A 19525-nucleotide genomic window follows, 5' to 3' on the forward strand; every position below is an offset into this window, starting at 1 on the left:
GCCTATTCCGGCTGGTGGCAAACGGCTTCAAGATTGTTGCCATCCGGATCAAGCACGAAGGCGCCGTAGTAGTGCTCATGGTATTGCGAGCGAATGCCGGGCGGGCCGTTGTCACGGGCGCCGGCATCAAGTGCGGCCTTGTAAAAGGCATCGACCGAGGCGCGATCGGTTGCGGTGACCGCCAGATGAACCGAGGAGGCACCTTGCCCTTCTCCAATCCAGAGCGGAATTTCCTGGCCTTGGCCAAAGCCTGCGGCAACGCCGAAGTCGCGCAATTTCGAATAGCCGAGCGGTGCCAGCACCTTCTCATAAAATGCCACCAGTTCCTTGACCTTCTGTGTCCGCAGTCCGACGTGATCGAGCATGCTTACATCTCCCGTTCCTCGTGCGAATACTGGCAGATAATATTCGCAGCACAAGGCGAATGCGGCGGGGACAAGGCACCGTCATGCTATCTCGCCCATGCTGCCTTGTGACGCATGCGCTTTAAAAACCGAAAAAACTATATAAGTTCCAGTTATGGTGCAGTGCGAAAGGCATCTCCATGGAACTCGGCGAAGACAAGAAACTCCTGGTGCTTCAAGGTGGTGGTGCGCTCGGCGCCTATCAGGCCGGCGCTTATGAAGCATTGCATGAAGTTGGCATCCGGCCGGAATGGATCGCCGGCATTTCCATCGGCTCGATCAATGCAGCGATCATCGCCGGCAGCCCCGAGGATCGACGCGTTGAAAATCTCCGCGCGTTCTGGGACATGGTGTCGTCGGGACCCGGAACGGCCGTCGCCACGCTCGATCCACCAATCCGCAAATGGTTCAACGAATATTCCGCAGCTGCGAGTTCGATGACGGGTATCCAGGGTTTCTATGTGCCGCGCGTGCTGATGCCCTGGCAGTACATGACCGACCCGACGGCCGCGATCAGCCTCTATGACACCTCGCCGCTGCTCAAGACGCTGGACGACCTCATCGATTTCGACCTCGTCAATAGCAGTAAAGTGCGGTTGAGCGTCGGTGCGGTGAATGTCGCGACGGGCAATTTCGCCTATTTCGACAATCACGGCAAAGAGCCCTTGACCGCAAAACATATCGCTGCCTCGGGCGCGCAGCCGCCCGGTTTTCCGCCTGTGGAAATCGACGGGCAATTCTATTGGGACGGCGGGCTGGTTTCCAACACGCCGCTGCAATGGGTGATGGACCGCAGGCACAATGGCGACGATGTCTGCATCTTCCAGGTCGATCTGTTTTCGGCACGCGGCAACCTGCCCCGCGATCTCTCCGACGTGCTGGCGCGCGAAAAGGAAATCCGCTTTTCAAGCCGCACGCGTTACAACACCAATGAAGTTGCCCGCAACGAGCGGATCGACAAGGCCTTGCACCGGCTGCTCGGCAAACTGCCGGCCAAGATGGTCGATGATCCCGACGTGAAGTTTCTGCGTCGCGAAGAGCATCGCGGCGCTGTCACCGTCGTCCATCTCATCTATCGCCGCAAGCCATACGAGACTCACTCGATGGACAACGAATTTTCGCGGCTGACGATGGAAGAACACTGGAAGGCTGGATACGACGACGTCAAGCAAACATTCGCCTGTTCGAGCTGGAAAAACCGTGCCATTCCCCACGACGGCTTCCTCGCCATCGATCACTGGAAAACCTGGAGCTAAGAAATGAAACTGAACGGCAAGATCTGCATCGTCACCGGCGCGGCCGGCGGTATCGGCTACGGCATCGCCAAGCGCTATGTCGAGGAAGGTGCCAAGGTCGCCATCGCTGACCTCAAGGCAGACGCCGCCAATGCCGCCGCCGCCGAGCTCAGCAAGATGGGTCCCGGCGAAGCGATCGGCATTGCCATGGATGTGACGTCGGAGGCCGAGGTCAACAAGGGCATCGCAGCCGTCGCGGAAAAGTGGGGGCGGGTCGATGTGCTGGTCTCCAATGCCGGCATCCAGATCGTCCACAAGATCGAGGATTTCCCGTTCGAGGACTGGAAGAAGATGCTGGCGATCCATCTCGACGGTGCCTTCCTGACCACCAAGGCCTGCATTCCGTTGATGAAAAAGCAGGGCAGCGGCGCGATCATCTATATGGGCTCGGTACATTCCAAGGAGGCGTCGCCGCTGAAGTCGGCCTATGTGACTGCAAAGCATGGTCTCTTGGGCCTGGCGCGCACGGTCGCCAAGGAAGGCGGTGAGTTCGGCATTCGCACCAATGTCATCTGCCCCGGCTTCGTGCGCACGCCGCTGGTGGAAAAGCAGATCCCCGAGCAGGCCAAGACGCTTGGAATTTCCGTAGAGGATGTCGTCAAGAAGGTCATGCTCGGACAGACCGTCGATGGCCAGTTCACGACCATCGAGGATGTGGCCGAGACGGCCCTGTTCTTCGCCGGTTTCGAAAGCAACGCGCTAACAGGTCAGTCGGTGATCGTCAGCCATGGCTGGCATATCGAATAGGCCAAGAGTGTAAAACGCCCTTGGGCGCTTGCAGTTCCATCACATTAATTTGATGGCGGCGGACATATTTTGTGGGTTGATCGCGTGGTTTGCTCCTACTCCTAGCGGCATAGTATGCCTCGGAAATCATAGGGAGAACGGATATGGACCAGCCGAAAATCACGCAGGCGATGATCAACGCCTATGATGAATATACCCATTTGACGCTCGACCGGCGCGACTTCATGCGCAAGCTGCAGTTGCTCGCCGGTTCGGGTGCTGCCGCTGCCGCGATCGCTCCATTGCTGGCTGCCAACAGCGCCATGGCCGATATCATCCCGCCCGACGACAATAGGCTTGAAACAGGCGACGTCACCTATCGCGGTGCGCCTGGCGACATCAAAGCCTATATGGCGATGCCCAAGGGCACGACGGGCAAGCTGCCGGCAGTGATCGTCGTCCACGAGAATCGCGGGCTGAACAATCACATCAAGGACGTCACCCGACGCGTGGCGCTTGAAGGTTTCGTGGCACTTGCACCCGACCTGCTGTCGCCCTCCGGCGGCACGCCCAAGGACGAGGACCAGGCGCGCGAGGCGATCTCGGCGCTCACCGACGATATCACCCGCTCCAATCTGCTTGCCGCGCATGAATTCCTCAAGACCTTCGCGCAGTCGAACGGCAATGTCGGGGTCATCGGCTTCTGCTGGGGCGGCGGCTGGGTCAACAAGTTGGCGGTAGCCGATCCCGACCTGAAGGCCGGCGTCGCCTATTACGGCATGCAGGTGCCGGCCGACGAAGTGCCGAAGATCAAGGCCTCCTTGTTGTTGCACTATGCCGGCCTTGATGACCGCGTCAACAAGGGCATCGACGCCTACAAGAAGGCCTTGGAAACCGACAAGAAGGATTTCCAGATCTTCGTCTATGACGGCGCCAACCACGCCTTCAACAATGACACTTCGGCCGCGCGCTACGACAAGAAGGCGGCGGATCTGGCCTGGTCGCGGACAGTGGAATTCCTAAAGGCGAAACTCGGGTAGCGTCACTCAACATCGCCAATCGTCGTCGTTCAGCCTTCTTTCAGCTTTTTTTGCATGGTTGGCGACAGAGGCTGGATGACGGAGCTAAAAGCTATGTTCTAAAATTCCCCGGCATTACCGTCATTTAATTTGTAAACCAACCGTTACCGTAATATGCCTGCCGCATCAAAAATCGATACACGGGCTTGGCGATGAAAAGACGGACGATCATTCTCGGCGGTACAGCGGCGATTGGTGCGGTCGGTGTTGGCGCCTTGTTCTGGCCGCATCCGCATGCCGTGCTTGCCGCCAAGCGGTTTGACTGGACAGGGAAGAATTTTCTCGCCGGTGGCACCAGGGAACTGGATGCGACATCCCTTCCCGCGCCCGTCTTCCGGCGCTTGCCCAATTGTGTCGTGACCGAAGCGCAAACCATAGGACCCTGCCATGCCAACGATGTACCCGCACGGTTCGACGTCACAGAGGGGCGCCCCGGATTGCCGACGCGGGTTGCCTTCCGGTTGGTGGATGCAGCGACCTGCAAGCCCATCCCCGATGCAGATATCGAGATCTGGCATACCGATGCGCGCGGCATCTATTCGGGCGCGGAGACGGACAGGATGTGTACTCTCGATGACAAGCTGGCGCTCAGCGGACTGGCATGCCGAGGCCTGCAAAAGACCGACTCAGACGGTGTTGCGTCGTTTCTCACGGTCTATCCCGGCTGGTACCGGGGACGGACGATCCACATTCACTGCCGCATCGTGGCCGGCGAGAAGGAGTTGCTGATCAGCCAAATCTATTTCGACGATGGCCTCACGGACATCGTCCACGGCGAGCACCCCGATTACGACTCGCGGCCAATGCGCGAGACGCGCAACAACGACGACAACCTCATTCCCGCCGAACACAGCGAGAATTACATCTTCGATTTCGAAAAACTCGCCGCGGGCGCGCTTTCCGCCAGCATCACAATTGGCGTGGCGTCCTGATCACGCCGTCGGGATGAAGCGAACCTTGGTGCCCCACGGATCGAGTGCTTCGATCACATCGCCCTTTTCGTGAAAATCCGCACCGCTGGCCTTCAGACGGTTACGCAGCCCGTCCATCAACGGCAGGGCGGTGGAAAACGCCACATCTCCAAGCCCGGACATCACATTGCTGCGCTGGCCGGCATTGCGGCTCTGCCAGACATTGGCGCCGATGTGGTGATGGTAGTGGCCATTGGCAAGGAAGGTGGCGCTGCCGCCGTAGCTGGCCATGCGCTCGAGCCCGGCCGTGCCGATATAGAACTCCTCGGCCTTCGGGACATTGCCGACACGAAGATGCACATGGCCGATACGGAAGCCGGATGGCGCGGTGTAGGGCAAGGTGTTGTCGGTCGGCTGGCCCTTGACCAGATCGTCGATATCAAGCCGTTCCGTCGCCATCTTGATCGAGCCGTCTTCCCATCTCCAACTCACCGGCGAACGGTCGGCATAGACTTCAATGCCGTTGCCTTCTGGATCATCGAGATAAGTGGCTTCCGAGACGAGATGGTCGGAGAATCCGGTAAATTTCACGCCATTCCTTGCCACCGTGATCAGCCATTCGCCGAGCGCTTCGCGTGACGGCATCAGGAACGCGGTGTGGAACAGGCCGGCGGACACCTTGTCGTCTGGCGCATCGCCCGGCCTGGCGATCAGGGTCAACAGCGTCTGGCCGTCCTTGCCGAGCACCGATTGATTGTCGGTGCTCGCGATCAGGTCGAGGCCGATGACATCGCGATAATAGCCGGTCATCAGCTTGAGATCACGGACCCTCAGCGAAACCGAGTTGATGTGAATGGGCGTCGTCACCGCAAAGGATGGAGCAGGCGCCGTGCTGGCTGAACTGGTGGGCGTTGTCGCCATGATGATCGCTCCTGTCGAAAGAAATTGAAGAACTGTGCGGCGCGTAATGTCGTTGGCGAAGATCATGGCATTCCATCCCTTGGTGTCCATGCTTCGATAACAACAAATAGGGGCTTGCGGAATTCAGGCCAAGATCACATGTCGGTGAAGGCGGCCTTTTGCGGCCAAACGCGGGACGACACACTGTTCATTATTTGCGGATGACGAAGCGATGTCCGGCATCGGTCTTTTCCTGCGAGACCAGAAGGTGTCCGTCCTCGTTGCAGAAGTGCGGGATATCGAGGCCTGCAAGCGGATCGGTGGTCTCGACAGAGACAAGGCTGCCCGCCTCAAGCGATGTCATTGCCTTGCGTGTCTTCAGCACAGGCAGCGGGCATTTCAGCCCGCGAAGGTCCAGCATAAGCGCCAAATGGTTCGGATCGGTCGCAGACACTGCCTTACCAGAGCTTCCAGAACGGCTTTTCCTTGGGCGCATTGTCGGTGGTCAGGGTCTGGACCGCAGGTGCTTCGACTACGGGCTGCTCGGCCAGATCAGCAGGCTTCTTTGCTGCAGCGTCCACCTTTTTCTTGGCAGGCTCGGCTGCTTCCGCATCCGGCATCGGTATAACCTGATCATCTGCCGTCACCGTCTGGACCGGCTTCGGCTTAGGCTCATCGCTCTTCCAGATCTGCCAGAAGGGCTTGGTATCGACGTCGCCCTGGTCCACTGTCTGGACGTTGTTGGCTACGACCACTGGCTTCAGCGGGTTTGCCTGCGGCACTGGAATGTTAGCCTTGGCCATTCGCTTTGCCAGCTTCTCATCTTCCTTGGCCTTTTCCTCGGCTGCCTTCTTGCGGGCCGCGACCTCGGCAACAGAGATCCACTCAACCTGATGTTCGGTGCCGTTCTTGCGGGCCTCGATCTTGGCATAGGCTGCGGAATAGCTGGTGACCGTGTCGGATGTGGCGGTCAGCTTGGCACTGGGATCGACGAGCACGTAGTCGGCGTCGTTCGGCACCTTCTTGGCCTTGCCCGTTCGGCGCGCCAGGCGTTCGGCGGCCTTGCGATCGAATTCCGGCGTGTCTTTCCAGCTGCTCTGGCCATATTTGCCGGATGCCGCTGAAAAAGCGGTCTCATAAGACTTGGAATAGGAGGAATAGGCCGAGACCAGTGCCGGCGGCGTGCTGTTGGAGCACGCGCCACCCACCTGGTTGAAGACGTACTTCTTGCCGCAGACATCGACTTCAGGCGGACGATGGGTGATCTCGAAGTAATCGTAGCCGGTCTTGATGTTCTTCCAGAAGTCATAATTCTCGGAAAAGCGATGCTTGGCCATGTTCTCGGCTGTCATCCGGAATGGGTAGGCCTGGACCTGGAAACTCTTCTGTCCGCCCTTGAAAGCTTCGCGTGCGAAAGCGTAGATCTGTAGCACCGCAGCATCCGACATCGAATAGCAGCCGGCAGACGAGCAGGCGCCATGCACCATGATGTTGCGGCCGGTACGGCCATAGGCGCGGTCGAACTTGTTGGGGTAGCCGATATCGAACGAGAGATAATAACTCGAATTCGGATTCATCTGGCCGGGCGTGATGTTGTAGAAACCCTCGGGCGCCTGGCGGTCACCTTCCTTCTTCTTCGGGCCCAGCATGCCGGACCAGGCGCAGATCGGATAGGTGGCGACGAGCTGATAGCGATCGGAGGCGTTCGCCTTCCAGACCTCCATGACCTCTTCTTCCTTGAAGAGGCGCATCATGATCGGCGACGACATTGCCAGATTCATTGTCCGCAGCTTGTCGCGCATCTTTGCCGGAAGCGGATGTTCGATCCGGTTTGAAACATTCTCGATCTGCAGCGTCTCCTGAGGGGTGCAGCCCGCGAGCGCACCCAGTCCAAGAGCCACGACAATTGCAAATCCGATATTTACGAGACGCATGCCAGACCGTTCCGCCATCACAACAATGCCAAAATGCCCGCCCGCCCGGGGTAGGGAATCACACTCAGAGCCTTATAAGGCAAAAACAGTTACCGGAATATTCACATCCGATTAACGCTATCAATTTGCAATGCCTTAAGATTCTGCCCGAGCCCATTTCCAATCCTTGGAATATGGCGTGATTGGGGCAGAATGCCGAGAAGCCTAGAGTTGACGGCCCATATCGAGGAATTTCTGCCTGCGATCGCCGCGCAGGTCGTTTTTCTGCGAAAGTTCGGCCAGCGCATTGGCAATGACGTCACCGGTCGCAGCAATGACCTTTTCCGCATCACGGTGGGCGCCGCCGACGGGTTCGGGGATGATCGCGTCGATGACGCCAAGCGATTTCAGATCCTCGGCGGTGATCTTCATATTGGAAGCGGCTTCCTTGGCGCGGGTCGAATCCCGCCACAGGATAGAAGCCGCGCCTTCCGGCGAGATCACCGAATAGATGGCATGCTCGAGCATGTAGACGCGGTTGCCGGTGGCGATCGCGATTGCGCCGCCCGAACCGCCCTCGCCGATAATGACGGAGACGATGGGCACGCGAAGATTGAGGCACATTTCGGTCGAGCGGGCGATGGCCTCGGCCTGGCCGCGCTCTTCGGCTCCGACGCCGGGATAGGCACCAGCCGTATCGACCAGCGTGACGACCGGCATGTTGAAGCGATCGGCGAGTTCCATGATGCGGATCGCCTTGCGGTAACCTTCAGGACGGGCAGAGCCGAAGTTGTGGCGGATACGGGACTTGGTGTCGTTGCCCTTTTCCTGGCCGATGACGGCGACGGCCTGGCCGCGGAATCGCGCAAAGCCTGCCTGGATCGCATCATCGTTGGAGAATTTGCGGTCGCCGGCCAGCGGCGTGAATTCGGTAAACAGGCTGGTCTGGTAATCGATGAAATGCGGGCGCTGCGGATGGCGGGCGACCTGCGTCTTTTGCCACGGCGTCAGCTTCGAATAAATATCGACCATCGCATCGCGCACGCGCCCTTCAAGGCGCGCGATCTCTTCCGACGTATCGACGCTCTCGTCTTGCGCGGCAAGGGTCTTCAGCTCGAGGATCTTGCCTTCAAGATCGGAGATCGGCTTTTCGAAATCGAGGTAGTTGTACATTTTTATCCGTTCCGTACGGCCAATTGGGTCAGGCGCCGTTCGTTGGGGCTCCTAATCCCTGTTTTTTGTGGCTTTTGCAAGAGGGTGGTGCGTTTCCACCAGATCTCGCAGCTTTTCGTCGAGTACATGCGTGTAGATTTGGGTCGTCGAGATATCGGAATGTCCCAGCAATTCCTGAACGGCACGTAAATCCGCACCATTGGCAAGCAAATGACTGGCAAAGGCGTGGCGGATGACATGCGGCGACAGCATCGCACTGCGGATGCCCGCGCGCGCGCCCAGGCTTTTGAGATCGCGCGCGAAAACCTGGCGCGGCAGATAGCCGGTGGAACTGTGGGCGGGAAACAGGAAGGCGAACTCCTTGTCGCCATGGATCCTGCGCAACTCCTCGCCATAGGCGGCCACAGCCGAGATCGCCGCCTTGGTCAGCGGCACCAGCCGGTCCTTGGCGCCCTTGCCACGAATGATCAGATAGCGGCCTTCCTCGGCCAGCACGCGGGCAGGCAGGGATACGAGTTCGCTGACGCGCATGCCGGTGGCATAGCAGAGTTCGATCAGCGCCAGCATGCGCAGTCGGTCGAGCCGTCCCGGATCAGGTGCCTGGGCTTCCTCGGCGGCAAGCGTGATCAAGCGGCTGACATCGGCCTCCGATAATGTCTTCGGCAGGGAGCGCTCCTTCTTCGGCGCATCGAGAATGCCCGATGGATCATCGTCGCGGATATTTTCGCCATACAGGAACTTGTAGAACTGACGGATGGCCGACAGACGGCGCGCCTGGGACGAAGCCTTGTAACCCTCGCGCGCCATATGGCTGAGAAAGGCCTGGAGATCGGCGGAGCCTGCGCTGTTCAAGGTCGACTTGCGTGACATCAGGAACGAGCGGAGCTCATCCAGATCCTTCTCGTAGGACAGCAGCGTGTTCCTGGCCGCACCGCGCTCGGCGCTCATCATCTCCAGGAAGGCTTCGGCATGCGCCGCCGACAGGTCATTCATGAGGCTCGCCTCTCAGGTCGCCGGCGGATTGGTACGCTCGGAGGGAATCTCGATCGTCGCTGGCCGCTCGCGCGGTTCGACCAGATAGGCAAGGCAGAACAGCACCGCATAGACGAGGCCCGCCAGCAATCCGCACCAATAGAGAAACCTGAAAAGCGTGGGCATTTATCTGATCATAACCCTGCGGGATCGATTCGTGTTCCGCACTCTATTTCCAAACAATTATGGTGTTCTTTATGGTTCGGCAAATCAGGCGGCGCAAGTGCGAAAGGAATTGCCCGGTATTACGTTGCGCAGGCGGCTCCCGGCCATAGCTCCGACTTGACGCCAACGGTTCTTTTTCCCATAGGAACGGAACGTACGATAACGAGCCGGCGGCTTGACCGGAAAAGGGGATATATGGAGGAGTTCAGCCCAGGCGCCGACTCCACGGTGGAGATGGCCCGAAAGGCACTCGGCCAGCGCAACCTTGTCTTGGTGGGTCTGATGGGCGCTGGGAAATCGGCGATCGGCAAGCTGGTTGCCCATGGGCTCGGTATTCCCTTCATCGATTCCGACCATGAGATCGAGCGCGTCTCGCGAATGACTGTGCCCGAACTCTTCGAGGCCTATGGCGAGCCTGAATTCCGCAAGCTTGAGCAGCGTGTTATCAAGCGACTTCTGAAGACTGGGCCGCGTGTGCTTTCGACCGGTGGCGGCGCCTTCATGAATGAGGAGACGCGGGCGGCTATCGACGATGCCGGCATATCGCTCTGGCTCGAAGCCGACCTCGATACGCTCTGGGAGCGGGTGATCAAGCGCGACAACCGGCCGCTGTTGAAAACCGAGAACCCAAAGAAGACGCTCGAAGACCTGATGAACCTGAGATATCCCACCTATGCGCTGGCGCATCTGACGGTCAAATCGCGCGACGTAAAAAAAGAAGTCATGGCAGACGAGGTGATCGCCGCCCTTGCCGCAACGCTGGAACAGATGAAAAGTGATGACTAGTGTGACGAAGACGGTGCGCGTCGAACTCGGCGATCGCGCCTACGATATCCAGATCGGCCCCGGACTGATTGCTGAGGCTGGCCGCGAGATCTCCAGCCGGCTCAAGGGCAAGCGCATGGCCGTCATCACCGACGAGCACGTGGCACCGCACTATCTCGACGCTTTGACGGAAAGCCTCAAGGCATCCGATATCTCCGTCTATCCGTTGGTGCTGCCCGCCGGCGAAAAGACCAAGAGCTTTGAGCCGCTGATGCAGGTCACCGACCACATACTCGCCTCCAAGATCGAACGCAACGATGCGGTTATCGCGCTGGGCGGCGGCGTGATCGGCGATCTCACCGGCTTTGCAGCCGGCATCGCACGGCGCGGCACGCGCTTCATCCAGATCCCGACATCGCTGCTGGCGCAGGTCGATTCCTCGGTCGGCGGCAAGACCGGCATCAATTCGCGCCACGGCAAGAACCTGATCGGCGTCTTCCACCAGCCGGATCTGGTGCTCGCCGATACGGACGTGCTGAACACGCTTTCCAAGCGCGAGTTCCGCGCCGGCTATGCCGAAGTCGCCAAATACGGGCTGATCGACAAGCCGGACTTCTTCGAATGGCTGGAAAAGAACTGGCAGGACGTGTTTGCCGGTGGCCCATCGCGCATCGAGGCGATCGCCATTTCCTGCCAGGCGAAGGCGGATGTGGTCGCCAAGGACGAGCGCGAGAACGGGCTGCGTGCGCTGCTCAATCTCGGCCACACATTCGGCCATGCGCTGGAAGCCGCCACACAATACGATTCTTCACGGCTCGTGCATGGCGAAGGTGTTTCGATCGGCATGGTGCTGGCGCATCAGTTCTCGGCACGCATGAACCTCGTGAGTCCTGATCTCGGCAAGCGGGTGGAGAAGCATCTGCGGGATGTCGGCCTGCCGGTATCGATGGACGAGATACCAGGCGAGCTGCCGCTGGCGGAAGTGCTGCTGGAAGCCATTACCCAGGACAAAAAGGTCAAGAGCGGCAAGCTGACGTTTATCCTGACGCGCGGTCTGGGCCAATCCTTCGTCGCCGATGATGTGCCGACTTCGGAAGTCTTGTCGTTTCTCAAGGAAAAGCTGGGCGAGAAGTAGAGTTAGTGGAGCTGACATGAGCGGCCGATCGATCTTCGCATGGCTGATTGAGTGCTTTACCGGCGAAGGGCGGCGGATCGAGCGCGATGCTGGGCCGAGCGATCGAACACCCTCACCGCAGCGTGAAAACAGCCCGCGCGACCGGCCCAGCGGCTGGGCTGAACTCGACCAGCGGGAAATCGCCGATATCCTGATCCATCGCACCCAGATGCGGATGATCAACGCCGACGACCAGCCGGAAATTGCCGTCCGCACCATTCTCGACAGTCCCTTCACCCGCATGCCGGTCTGGCGCGGCTCGACCGACAACATCATCGGCGTACTGCATGCAAAGGATCTGCTGCGGGCACTCGCCGAACCGGGAGCATCGCCGGAAACCCTCGAGATCATGCGCATCGCCGACCGACCGTGGTTCGTGCCCGACACGACCAGCCTGCGCGAACAGCTCAGCGCCTTCCTGAAGCGCAACACGCATTTCGCCATCGTCGTCGATGAGTATGGCGAGATGCAGGGCATGGTGACGATGCAGGACATTCTTGAGGATGTTCTCGGCGATGTATCCGACGAACGCGAGGTGGGCCTGACCGGCGTCCGCAAGGAGGCCGATGGTTCTATCGTCGTTGACGGTGATGTCACGGTACGCGATCTCAACCGGGCGATGGGCTGGGCGCTGCCGGACAGCGAGGCGACAACGATCGCGGGGCTGGTGATCCATGAATCCCGCTCGATTCCGGACGAAAGGCAGGCCTTCACCTTTCATGGAAAACGCTTCATCGTCATGAAACGGATCAAGAATCGCATTACACGGTTGCGGATCAGACCGGCGGCCGAAAGTGGCGCGGCACAGTAAGAGCGCTTGCTCAAATCGATTGAAATCGCTAGTTTCCCATCACGAATTCAGGGGATTTTTCCATGCAAGATATCGTTGCCAAGCTGAAAGAAGCAGCCCGTTCCACCAGTGCCGCCGACATTCGCGCAGCCTTTGCCGCGGATCCCCAGCGCTTCGACAAATACCATGCATGGTTTGATGACCTGCTGATGGATTATTCCAAGACGGCGGTGAACGACACCATCCTCGGCCTGCTCACGGAACTCGCCGAAAAGGCTGGCGTCGCCACCAAGCGCGAGGCGATGTTTACCGGCGAGATCATCAATTTCACCGAAAACCGGGCCGTCCTGCACACCGCGCTACGCAATCGCTCCAACACACCCGTGCTGGTCGATGGCAAGGATGTCATGCCCGACGTCAACGCCGTGCTGAAGGCGATGGGCGAATTCGCGGAATCCATCCGCTCGGGCAGGACAACCGGAGCAACGAGCAAGAAGATCACCGATGTCATCAATATCGGTATTGGCGGCTCGGACCTCGGCCCGGTGATGACGACGCTGGCGCTCGCGCCGTTCCATGATGGCCCACGGCTGCACTATGTCTCCAACATTGATGCCGCGCATGTCGCCGATACGATCAAGCTGCTCGATCCCGAGACGTCGCTGTTCATCGTCGCCTCAAAGACCTTCACCACCATCGAGACGATGACCAATGCCAAGACGGCCCGCGATTTCATCGCCACGGCGCTCGGCGAGGATGCCGTCCAGCATCATTTCGCCGCTGTCTCCACCGCGCTCGACAAGGTTGCGGCCTTCGGCATCGACCAGAGCCGCGTGTTCGGTTTCTGGGACTGGGTCGGCGGCCGCTATTCCATCTGGTCGGCCATCGGCCTGCCGCTGATGATCGCCATCGGTGCCGACGACTTCGGCAAGTTCCTTGATGGTGCTCACGCGATGGATAACCATTTCCGCTCGGCACCGCTCAACAAGAACCTTCCCTATCTCCTGGGGCTAATCGGCTATTACCAGCGCAATGTGCTCGGCCTGACCTCGCGCGCTGTGATCCCCTATGACCAGCGGCTCAGCCGCTTTCCGGCCTATCTGCAGCAGCTCGACATGGAATCCAACGGCAAGGGCGCGACGATGGATGGCTCGCCGGTGGCCGGTTCCTCGGGGCCTGTCGTCTGGGGAGAGCCAGGCACCAACGGCCAGCACGCCTTCTTCCAGCTTTTGCATCAGGGCACGGACATCATTCCGGTCGAGTTCGTGATCGCCAAGCAAGGCTTCGAGCCGGAGCTGCGTTATCTGCATGAGCTCTTGATGTCGAACTGCGTCGCCCAATCGCAAGCGCTGCTGAAGGGCCGCTCGCTGGAGGAAGCCAAGGCTCAGCTGAAGGGCATGGGCTGGGACGACAAGAAGATCGACCACATCGCCCCGCATCGCGTCTTTACCGGCAATCGTCCGACGATCACCTTTGTCCACGACAAGCTGACGCCATTTGCGCTCGGCCGGCTGATCGCGCTCTACGAGCACCGGGTGTTCGTCGAAGGCGTGCTCTATGGCATAAATTCGTTCGACCAGTGGGGCGTGGAACTGGGCAAGGAACTGGCGACCGGGCTGCTGCCGGTCATTCAGGGTAAGAAGGGTACGGAGGGGCTGGATTCGTCAACGGTGGGATTGGTGGCAGCGCTGAGATCGCCAAGCTGATTTTTATCTTCTCTTGAACGTCTCTGTATTTTCTGTATAATTCAGAAAATACAGAGAGGCCACTTCGATGTCGAAAAAAACCATTTCAACCGCTGAATTCATCCGTCACTTCGGTCAGTATCACGACGAAGCGCAACGTGCTCCTATCACCCTGACCAAGCACGGACGTGCGTCCGTAGTTGTAATGTCGGTAGAAGCCTTTGAACGACTGTCCGGACAAGATAACCCCAGAAGAGCCTACGCGATCGAGGAGACCCCCCCCGAACTCGCTGACATGATAATAAAGGAACTTGAGCGCCAAATAGAAAAATTCGAGGGCGAAGATGGCTGAGGGCTTCGAAAACGGCGATATCCTCCGCTACCCTTATCTGTGGCGCTGGCAACAGGATGAAGGTCGTTCGAACGCCGAGAAAGACAGACCCGTTTGTCTGGCGCTTGTGATGCGTGATGAAGCCAAGGATCTAACGCATCTCGTGCTTCTTGCCATATCCGGTACGCCACCGTATGCCGGGCAGCGAGCAATCGAAATGCCTGCACTTGAGATCAAACGTGCCGGGCTTTCCATCTTCAAGCAGGCTTGGATAACGGTTAACGAATACAACTATGATATTGCCGAACGTTCCTTTTTTCTCGAGCCGAGCCAGCGTAGAAAGGGTCGTTTTAGCAGCGTTTTTATGAACAGAGTTTGGAAGGAGCTACACATCTCATTTCGCGAGGGCACCGGTCGTGTCGACCGTACGCTCTGAGACCTACTCCATCGCCAATATATGGTTCCGCACCACCGGATAGATCTCGTTTTCCCAGCGCCTGCCGTTGAAAACGCCGTAGTGGCCGACATTGGCCTGCAGGTGATGGCGCTTGAGATGCGGCCGTAGCGAGTGACACAGATCATGCGCAGCCGCTGTCTGGCCGAGCGCGCAGATATCATCGCGACCGCCCTCGACGGTCAGCAATGCGGTACGGCGGATCAGGCCGGGATCGACCTTGTCGCCGTGGTAGGTGAAATCACCAGTCGCCAGTTCGGCCTTGTGGAAAATCCGGTCGATGGTTTCAATATAGAACTCTTCCGTCAGATCCAGCACGGCGAAATACTCGTCATAGAATGTCTTGATCTTTTCGGCGGCCTCGATTTCGCCGGCGGCGAGATGATCGTAGAGTTTCTGGTGGGCGCTCTTGTGGCGCTCCATGTTCATCGCCATGAAACCCATCAGCTGCAGGAAGCCGGGGTAGACCTTGCGGCCACCGCCGGCATAACGCCGGGGAACGGTCGAGATGACCGATTGCTCGAACCAAGCAAGCGACTTGGAAACGGCGAATTCATTGACTTCGGTCGGGCTTTCGCGCGGATCGATCGGGCCAGCCATCAGCGTCATGCTGCGCGGCGTTGCCGGATGATTGTCGGCCGACATGACGGCAACGGCAACCAGCGCCTGGACGCAGGGCTGACAGACCGCAAGGATATGGGCGCCGGGGCCGATCTCCTCAAGGAACCGGACGATGTAGGTGACGTAGTCCTCGACGCCGAACTTGCCGGCCTCGACCGGCACGTCGCGGGCATTGGCCCAGTCGGTGATATAGACATCGTGGTCACGCAGCAGCGTCTCGACCGTGCCCCTGAGCAGCGTCGAGAAATGTCCCGACAGCGGTGCAATCACCATCACCTTGGGTTGGCGGACATCCGAATCCTTGGCGAAATGCAGGAGATTGCCGAATGGGAGGGCAAGTGCCACTTCCGGCGTCACCTTGACTTCGGCATTGCCCGACATGACCTTCTCGATGGCGAAATCGGGCCTGACATGGGTGAGCTCGAAGCGGGATATCATCTCCAGCGCGGCGAGATACTGACCGCCCATCAATCCCTTGACGTTGCACAGGCTCGTTCCGAAAATGTTGAGCCAGCTTCGCGCCATTGACCGGAACGGCGCGACCAGGTCATCCTGGAACTGATAGGCCTGATAGAGCATAATCATGTCTCGCATTACCCATTGTGCAATGCAAAAAACTAGTGCATTTTTTATCACCTGACCAGCGAATAGTGTGATTTAAGCTTAACGTGTAAGGCAGACCCGATCATGGCTGAGACGACTCTGACCATTTCCTCGAAGAATTACTCGTCATGGTCGCTGCGCGGCTGGCTTCTCTGCAAGATGGCCGGTCTGGAATTCGTCGAAAAGCCGGTCGATATCGACGACGCCAGCGCACGGCGCGAGCTGCTGCTGCTGTCGCCTTCGGTGCTGGTTCCAAGGCTGACACATAACAAAGTGGTCGTCTGGGATACGCTGGCGATCGCTGAATATCTCAACGAGATCGTGCCCGAAAAAGGTCTACTGCCGAAAGCGGCGGCGGCCCGTGCCCACTGTCGCGCGGTTTCAGGCGAGATGCATTCCGGCTTTCACAATCTGCGCTCGGCGCTGCCGATGAACATCAAGGCGCATCACGACACGTTCAAGATCTTCTCCGGGGCCAAACCGGATATAGAGCGCATCCGCACGATCTGGTCGGAGTGTCTGGAGGCCTATGGCGGCCCTTACCTTTTCGGCAAGAAGCCGACCGTGGCGGATGCGATGTATGCGCCGGTCTGCTCACGCTTCAAGACCTATGCCGTCGATCTGGAACCTGAACTTGCGACTTACCGCGATCTGATCCTCAGCTGGCCGTTATTCACGGAATGGACGGAAGGCGCCCGCACCGAGGCCGATGAAATCATCGAGCTCGAGGTCGAATTTTAGAGCCCGATTTCATTTGCCCAGGGCGGATTGGCGCCGGCGCGTGATACGGTGACCGCCGCCGCCTTGGCCGCCAGCGACAGCGCGTTGTGGACGGCCTTCTCATCGAGATTGGCGACCTGCGCCTTGGTCAGCAGATTGTCGCGCTTCAGCGACGCCAGGACGCCGGCATCGAATGTGTCGCCCGCGCCGATCGTATCGACAACGGTGACACGCTGGCTCGGAACCGAGACCTTGACGTTCTTCGTATAGCCGTCAGCGCCGTCAGCGCCCTTGGTGATCACGACCAGCTTGCAGCCCATGTCGAGCCATTTCTGCGCGAGCGCATCGTGATCGCCGTGCATGTCGAACCATTCGAGATCTTCGTCGGAGAACTTGATGATGTCAGATTGCGCTGCCATCCGCAGGATGCGGGCGTGGTGGGCAGGCTTGTCCTTGATGAAGCCGGGGCGGATATTGGGGTCGAGCGAGATGACGCGGCTTTCGTGCTCGCGCGCCAACAGCGCCTCGTAGGTGCCGCCGCAGGGATCGGGGATCAGGCTGATCGCACCGAAATGCAACGCTTCGCAATCTGCGCTCAGCACCGGCAGGTCATCGGTGGTGATCATCCGGCCCGCGGTGCCTTCGTCATAGAAGGCGTAGGTGGCCGAACCATTGACCAGTTTGACGAAGGCGACGGTGGTCGGCCGGGCTGATATGGCGCAAAAACTGGCATCTACATTCGATGCGGCCAGCGTTTCGCGCAACACATCGCCCAGCATGTCGCTGGAAAGGCCTGTGAAGAAACCCGTCGGAATGCCGAGACGCCCGAGCGCAATGGCGGTGTTGAAGATGGCGCCGCCGGCATAGGGCGCATAGGCGGCCTCGCCGAGCGTTGACTGCCGCGGCAGCATGTCGATCAGGGCTTCGCCACAGCAGATAATCATTTTCGGATGCCTCCCCGCGGATTTTTCAATCGATTTAATACAACGCGGCACGAAACGCCAGTAGGCCCGAAAATATTTCCGGGCTGAGCATCGTCTGCATCACCGCGTTGTCAACGAAGGGGATTGTAATCGGGTTGATGTGTGGCGATCAAGCCGCCACGGTCGCGGTGGGGATTTCGAGGCCAAGCAGGAAATGGATCTGCGGACGGGCCTTGACGAGATCGTCGATCGTGTATTCGCTCAGCACATCGAAGAAAGCGTTGAGCGCGCGGCGAAGCGCGGAATTCAGCCCGCAGCTATCAATCAGCGGACAATCCGTCGCATTGTCGTCGAAGCATTCCGCCATCGAGAAGCTTTCCTCGCTGACGCGGACGACATCGAGAAGGGTGATCTTGTCGGCCGCGCGACCAAGGCGAACACCACCATTGCGGCCACGCAGGGTCTCAACCAGTCCCGCCTTGTGCAGCGGCTGCAAGATCTTGAACAGGAAAAGCTCGGAAACGTTATACGCTCTCGCAATTTCCGGGATGCGGCTGAGCTTGTCGCCATTGGCCGCGCAATACATCATGATGCGAACTGCGTAGTTCGTCTGCTTTGTCAGCCGCATTCCATGCTCCTCGGGATTTCGATGCAGTAGGCTTATATAGAGCCTCCTGCAGTTTGGAACAATTCCAAAAATAAGAAATTTACAATCAGGTTTTCGGGGCATGTTTTAGGACGCGGGAATTCACCGTCGATCATTGACAGCAACATGCGATGAATCATAGAGGTTTTTCTTTACTAAAAGACTCCAGTCCGGGAAGAACCCCATGGGCCCCAGCTCCAAGCAAGCCTCGATCCTCGCTACCACCCTTATCATCCTGTCTGCCAACGCGGCGCAGGCGGCAGGCGAGGTGAATGTCTATTCAAATCGCCCCGTTGAGCTCATCCAGCCGCTGCTGGACGCCTTCACCAAACAGACAGGGATTGAAACCAATCTGCTCTATCTCGACCAGGGTCTGGTTGAGCGCATCCAGTCGGAAGGCGAGTATTCGCCCGCCGATGTGATCCTGACCGTCGATGACAGCCGCCTCAGCGAAGCCAAACAGGGCGGCGTGACACAGGCGTTGACCGACGCCAAGCTCAATGCCGAGATCCCCGCGAAATATCGGGATAGCGAGGGGTATTGGTTCGGCCTGACATTGCGCCCACGCGTGTTCTACGTGTCGACCGCCATAGCGACGAAGATCACCTACGAAGAGCTTTCCCAGCCGGAATGGAAAGGCAAGGTCTGCCTGCGCGATGGCCGCCATGCCTCCAATATCGGCCTGTTTGCCTCGATGCTTGACCTGCACGGCGAGACCTTTACCGAGAAGTGGCTGACCGGCCTGAAGGCCAATCTCGCCCGCAAGCCCAGGGGAAATGACGGCAGCCAGGTCGAAGCCGTCGCTTCGGGTGAATGCGCGCTGGCGATCGGCAACACGGAATATCTCGCTGCAGTGATTGCCGAACCCGCCTCAAAGAATATTGCGGGCAAGGTGAAAGTGATTTTCCCGAATGCCGCCGACCGCGGCACGAGCGTCGGCATATCGGGCATGGCAATGGCAAAATTTGCGCCCAACCGTGACAATGCCGTCGCGTTGATGGAATTCCTCGCCGCCAAGCCGGCGCAGGAGCTTTACTCGCAGGAGACCAATGAGTATCCCGTGCTGCCGGGCGCCCAACCCTCAGAGATCCTGGGTGGATTTGGGCCCTGGAAGGCCGCGGATTTGCCGATGAGCCAGGTCAGCACGTTGCGCAAGCAGGCGCTCGACCTTGTTGAAAAAGTCCAGTTCAACGACGGACCCACAAATTAGGGCGT

At 58.9% G+C, this 19525-nt stretch carries 21 protein-coding genes and 1 pseudogene; 12 read left to right on the forward strand and 10 right to left on the reverse strand.

All coding sequences use genetic code 11. From position 1 onward, the window contains the following. Window positions 1-2 precede the first annotated feature (2 nt). A complete protein-coding gene (locus tag ACXHRN_RS22615) occupies window positions 3-365 on the reverse strand; it encodes a VOC family protein (protein WP_488638534.1) in 363 nt (120 codons plus the stop codon). A gap of 179 nt (window positions 366-544) precedes the next feature. Between ACXHRN_RS22615 and ACXHRN_RS22620 the strand changes: the two genes are divergently transcribed. From ACXHRN_RS22620 to ACXHRN_RS22635, 4 genes are all read left to right on the forward strand, one after another. Then, a complete protein-coding gene (locus ACXHRN_RS22620) occupies window positions 545-1660 on the forward strand; it encodes a DUF3734 domain-containing protein (protein ID WP_488638535.1) in 1116 nt (371 codons plus the stop codon). A 3-nt stretch (window positions 1661-1663) separates the two neighbouring features. After that, the gene (locus ACXHRN_RS22625) at window positions 1664-2446 is read left to right on the forward strand and encodes a 3-hydroxybutyrate dehydrogenase (protein ID WP_488638536.1); all 783 of its coding nucleotides are present in this window, start codon (window positions 1664-1666) and stop codon (window positions 2444-2446) included. 143 nt (window positions 2447-2589) lie between these two features. Next, window positions 2590-3465 (forward strand): dienelactone hydrolase family protein, encoded by an 876-nt coding sequence (locus tag ACXHRN_RS22630; RefSeq protein WP_488638537.1) that lies wholly within the window; start codon window positions 2590-2592, stop codon window positions 3463-3465. Window positions 3466-3656: 191 nt separating this feature from the next. Beyond that, window positions 3657-4436, forward strand: coding sequence for a dioxygenase family protein (locus tag ACXHRN_RS22635; protein WP_488638538.1), 780 nt, complete (start codon window positions 3657-3659; stop codon window positions 4434-4436). Here the strand turns inward: ACXHRN_RS22635 and ACXHRN_RS22640 are convergent, their stop codons facing one another. The 6 genes from ACXHRN_RS22640 to ACXHRN_RS22665 form a co-directional block, all read right to left on the reverse strand. Next, window positions 4437-5336 (reverse strand): VOC family protein, encoded by a 900-nt coding sequence (locus ACXHRN_RS22640; protein ID WP_488638539.1) that lies wholly within the window; start codon window positions 5334-5336, stop codon window positions 4437-4439. A 190-nt stretch (window positions 5337-5526) separates the two neighbouring features. Then, entirely contained in the window at window positions 5527-5736 is a 210-nt protein-coding gene (locus ACXHRN_RS22645) for a sulfurtransferase TusA family protein (protein ID WP_488641990.1), read from the reverse strand. Between the two features lie 37 nt (window positions 5737-5773). Further along, the gene (locus ACXHRN_RS22650) at window positions 5774-7249 is read right to left on the reverse strand and encodes a L,D-transpeptidase family protein (RefSeq protein ID WP_488638540.1); all 1476 of its coding nucleotides are present in this window, start codon (window positions 7247-7249) and stop codon (window positions 5774-5776) included. Between the two features lie 204 nt (window positions 7250-7453). Next, a complete protein-coding gene (locus ACXHRN_RS22655; RefSeq protein WP_488638541.1) occupies window positions 7454-8401 on the reverse strand; it encodes an acetyl-CoA carboxylase carboxyltransferase subunit alpha in 948 nt (315 codons plus the stop codon). Between the two features lie 51 nt (window positions 8402-8452). Beyond that, window positions 8453-9394 (reverse strand): site-specific tyrosine recombinase XerD, encoded by a 942-nt coding sequence (locus ACXHRN_RS22660; protein WP_488638542.1) that lies wholly within the window; start codon window positions 9392-9394, stop codon window positions 8453-8455. 12 nt (window positions 9395-9406) lie between these two features. Continuing rightward, a complete protein-coding gene (locus ACXHRN_RS22665) occupies window positions 9407-9559 on the reverse strand; it encodes a hypothetical protein (RefSeq protein WP_488638543.1) in 153 nt (50 codons plus the stop codon). Window positions 9560-9793: 234 nt separating this feature from the next. On the opposite strand from ACXHRN_RS22665, the gene ACXHRN_RS22670 reads away from it, so the two are divergent. The 6 genes and pseudogenes from ACXHRN_RS22670 (at window position 9794) to ACXHRN_RS22695 (ending at window position 14779) form a co-directional block, all read left to right on the forward strand. Beyond that, window positions 9794-10384, forward strand: coding sequence for a shikimate kinase (locus tag ACXHRN_RS22670; RefSeq protein ID WP_488638544.1), 591 nt, complete (start codon window positions 9794-9796; stop codon window positions 10382-10384). After that, on the forward strand, window positions 10377-11498 hold the full coding sequence (aroB, locus tag ACXHRN_RS22675; protein WP_488638545.1) for a 3-dehydroquinate synthase: 1122 nt from the start codon (window positions 10377-10379) through the stop codon (window positions 11496-11498). Before ACXHRN_RS22670 ends, aroB begins: the two co-directional genes overlap by 8 nt. A 136-nt stretch (window positions 11499-11634) precedes the next feature. After that, window positions 11635-12348 (forward strand): annotated as a pseudogene (locus tag ACXHRN_RS22680) (transporter associated domain-containing protein); the annotation flags it as partial. A gap of 62 nt (window positions 12349-12410) precedes the next feature. Continuing rightward, window positions 12411-14033, forward strand: a complete 1623-nt coding sequence (gene pgi, locus ACXHRN_RS22685; protein ID WP_488638546.1) for a glucose-6-phosphate isomerase — start codon at window positions 12411-12413, stop codon at window positions 14031-14033. A gap of 67 nt (window positions 14034-14100) precedes the next feature. Next, complete coding sequence (locus tag ACXHRN_RS22690; RefSeq protein WP_488638547.1) at window positions 14101-14364, forward strand: type II toxin-antitoxin system prevent-host-death family antitoxin; 264 nt, start codon at window positions 14101-14103, stop codon at window positions 14362-14364. Beyond that, complete coding sequence (locus tag ACXHRN_RS22695) at window positions 14357-14779, forward strand: hypothetical protein (protein WP_488638548.1); 423 nt, start codon at window positions 14357-14359, stop codon at window positions 14777-14779. Before ACXHRN_RS22690 ends, ACXHRN_RS22695 begins: the two co-directional genes overlap by 8 nt. A 3-nt stretch (window positions 14780-14782) precedes the next feature. Here the strand turns inward: ACXHRN_RS22695 and ACXHRN_RS22700 are convergent, their stop codons facing one another. Further along, window positions 14783-15997, reverse strand: a complete 1215-nt coding sequence (locus tag ACXHRN_RS22700) for a polyhydroxyalkanoate depolymerase (RefSeq protein ID WP_488641991.1) — start codon at window positions 15995-15997, stop codon at window positions 14783-14785. Between the two features lie 108 nt (window positions 15998-16105). Here ACXHRN_RS22700 and ACXHRN_RS22705 point away from each other — a divergent pair, with 108 nt between their 5' ends. Then, a complete protein-coding gene (locus tag ACXHRN_RS22705; protein ID WP_488638549.1) occupies window positions 16106-16762 on the forward strand; it encodes a glutathione S-transferase in 657 nt (218 codons plus the stop codon). Here ACXHRN_RS22705 and ACXHRN_RS22710 read toward each other — a convergent pair. Then, window positions 16759-17685, reverse strand: coding sequence for a carbohydrate kinase family protein (locus ACXHRN_RS22710; protein ID WP_488638550.1), 927 nt, complete (start codon window positions 17683-17685; stop codon window positions 16759-16761). The genes ACXHRN_RS22705 and ACXHRN_RS22710 overlap by 4 nt on opposite strands. Window positions 17686-17833: 148 nt before the next feature. Beyond that, window positions 17834-18292: an iron-responsive transcriptional regulator RirA gene (gene rirA, locus ACXHRN_RS22715; protein ID WP_488638551.1), complete on the reverse strand. Its 459-nt coding sequence runs from the start codon at window positions 18290-18292 to the stop codon at window positions 17834-17836. A 202-nt stretch (window positions 18293-18494) separates the two neighbouring features. On the opposite strand from rirA, the gene ACXHRN_RS22720 reads away from it, so the two are divergent. Then, a complete protein-coding gene (locus ACXHRN_RS22720) occupies window positions 18495-19520 on the forward strand; it encodes an extracellular solute-binding protein (RefSeq protein ID WP_488638552.1) in 1026 nt (341 codons plus the stop codon). Window positions 19521-19525 lie beyond the last annotated feature (5 nt).

The sequence above is a fragment of the Shinella sp. OV683 genome (assembly GCF_057787725.1).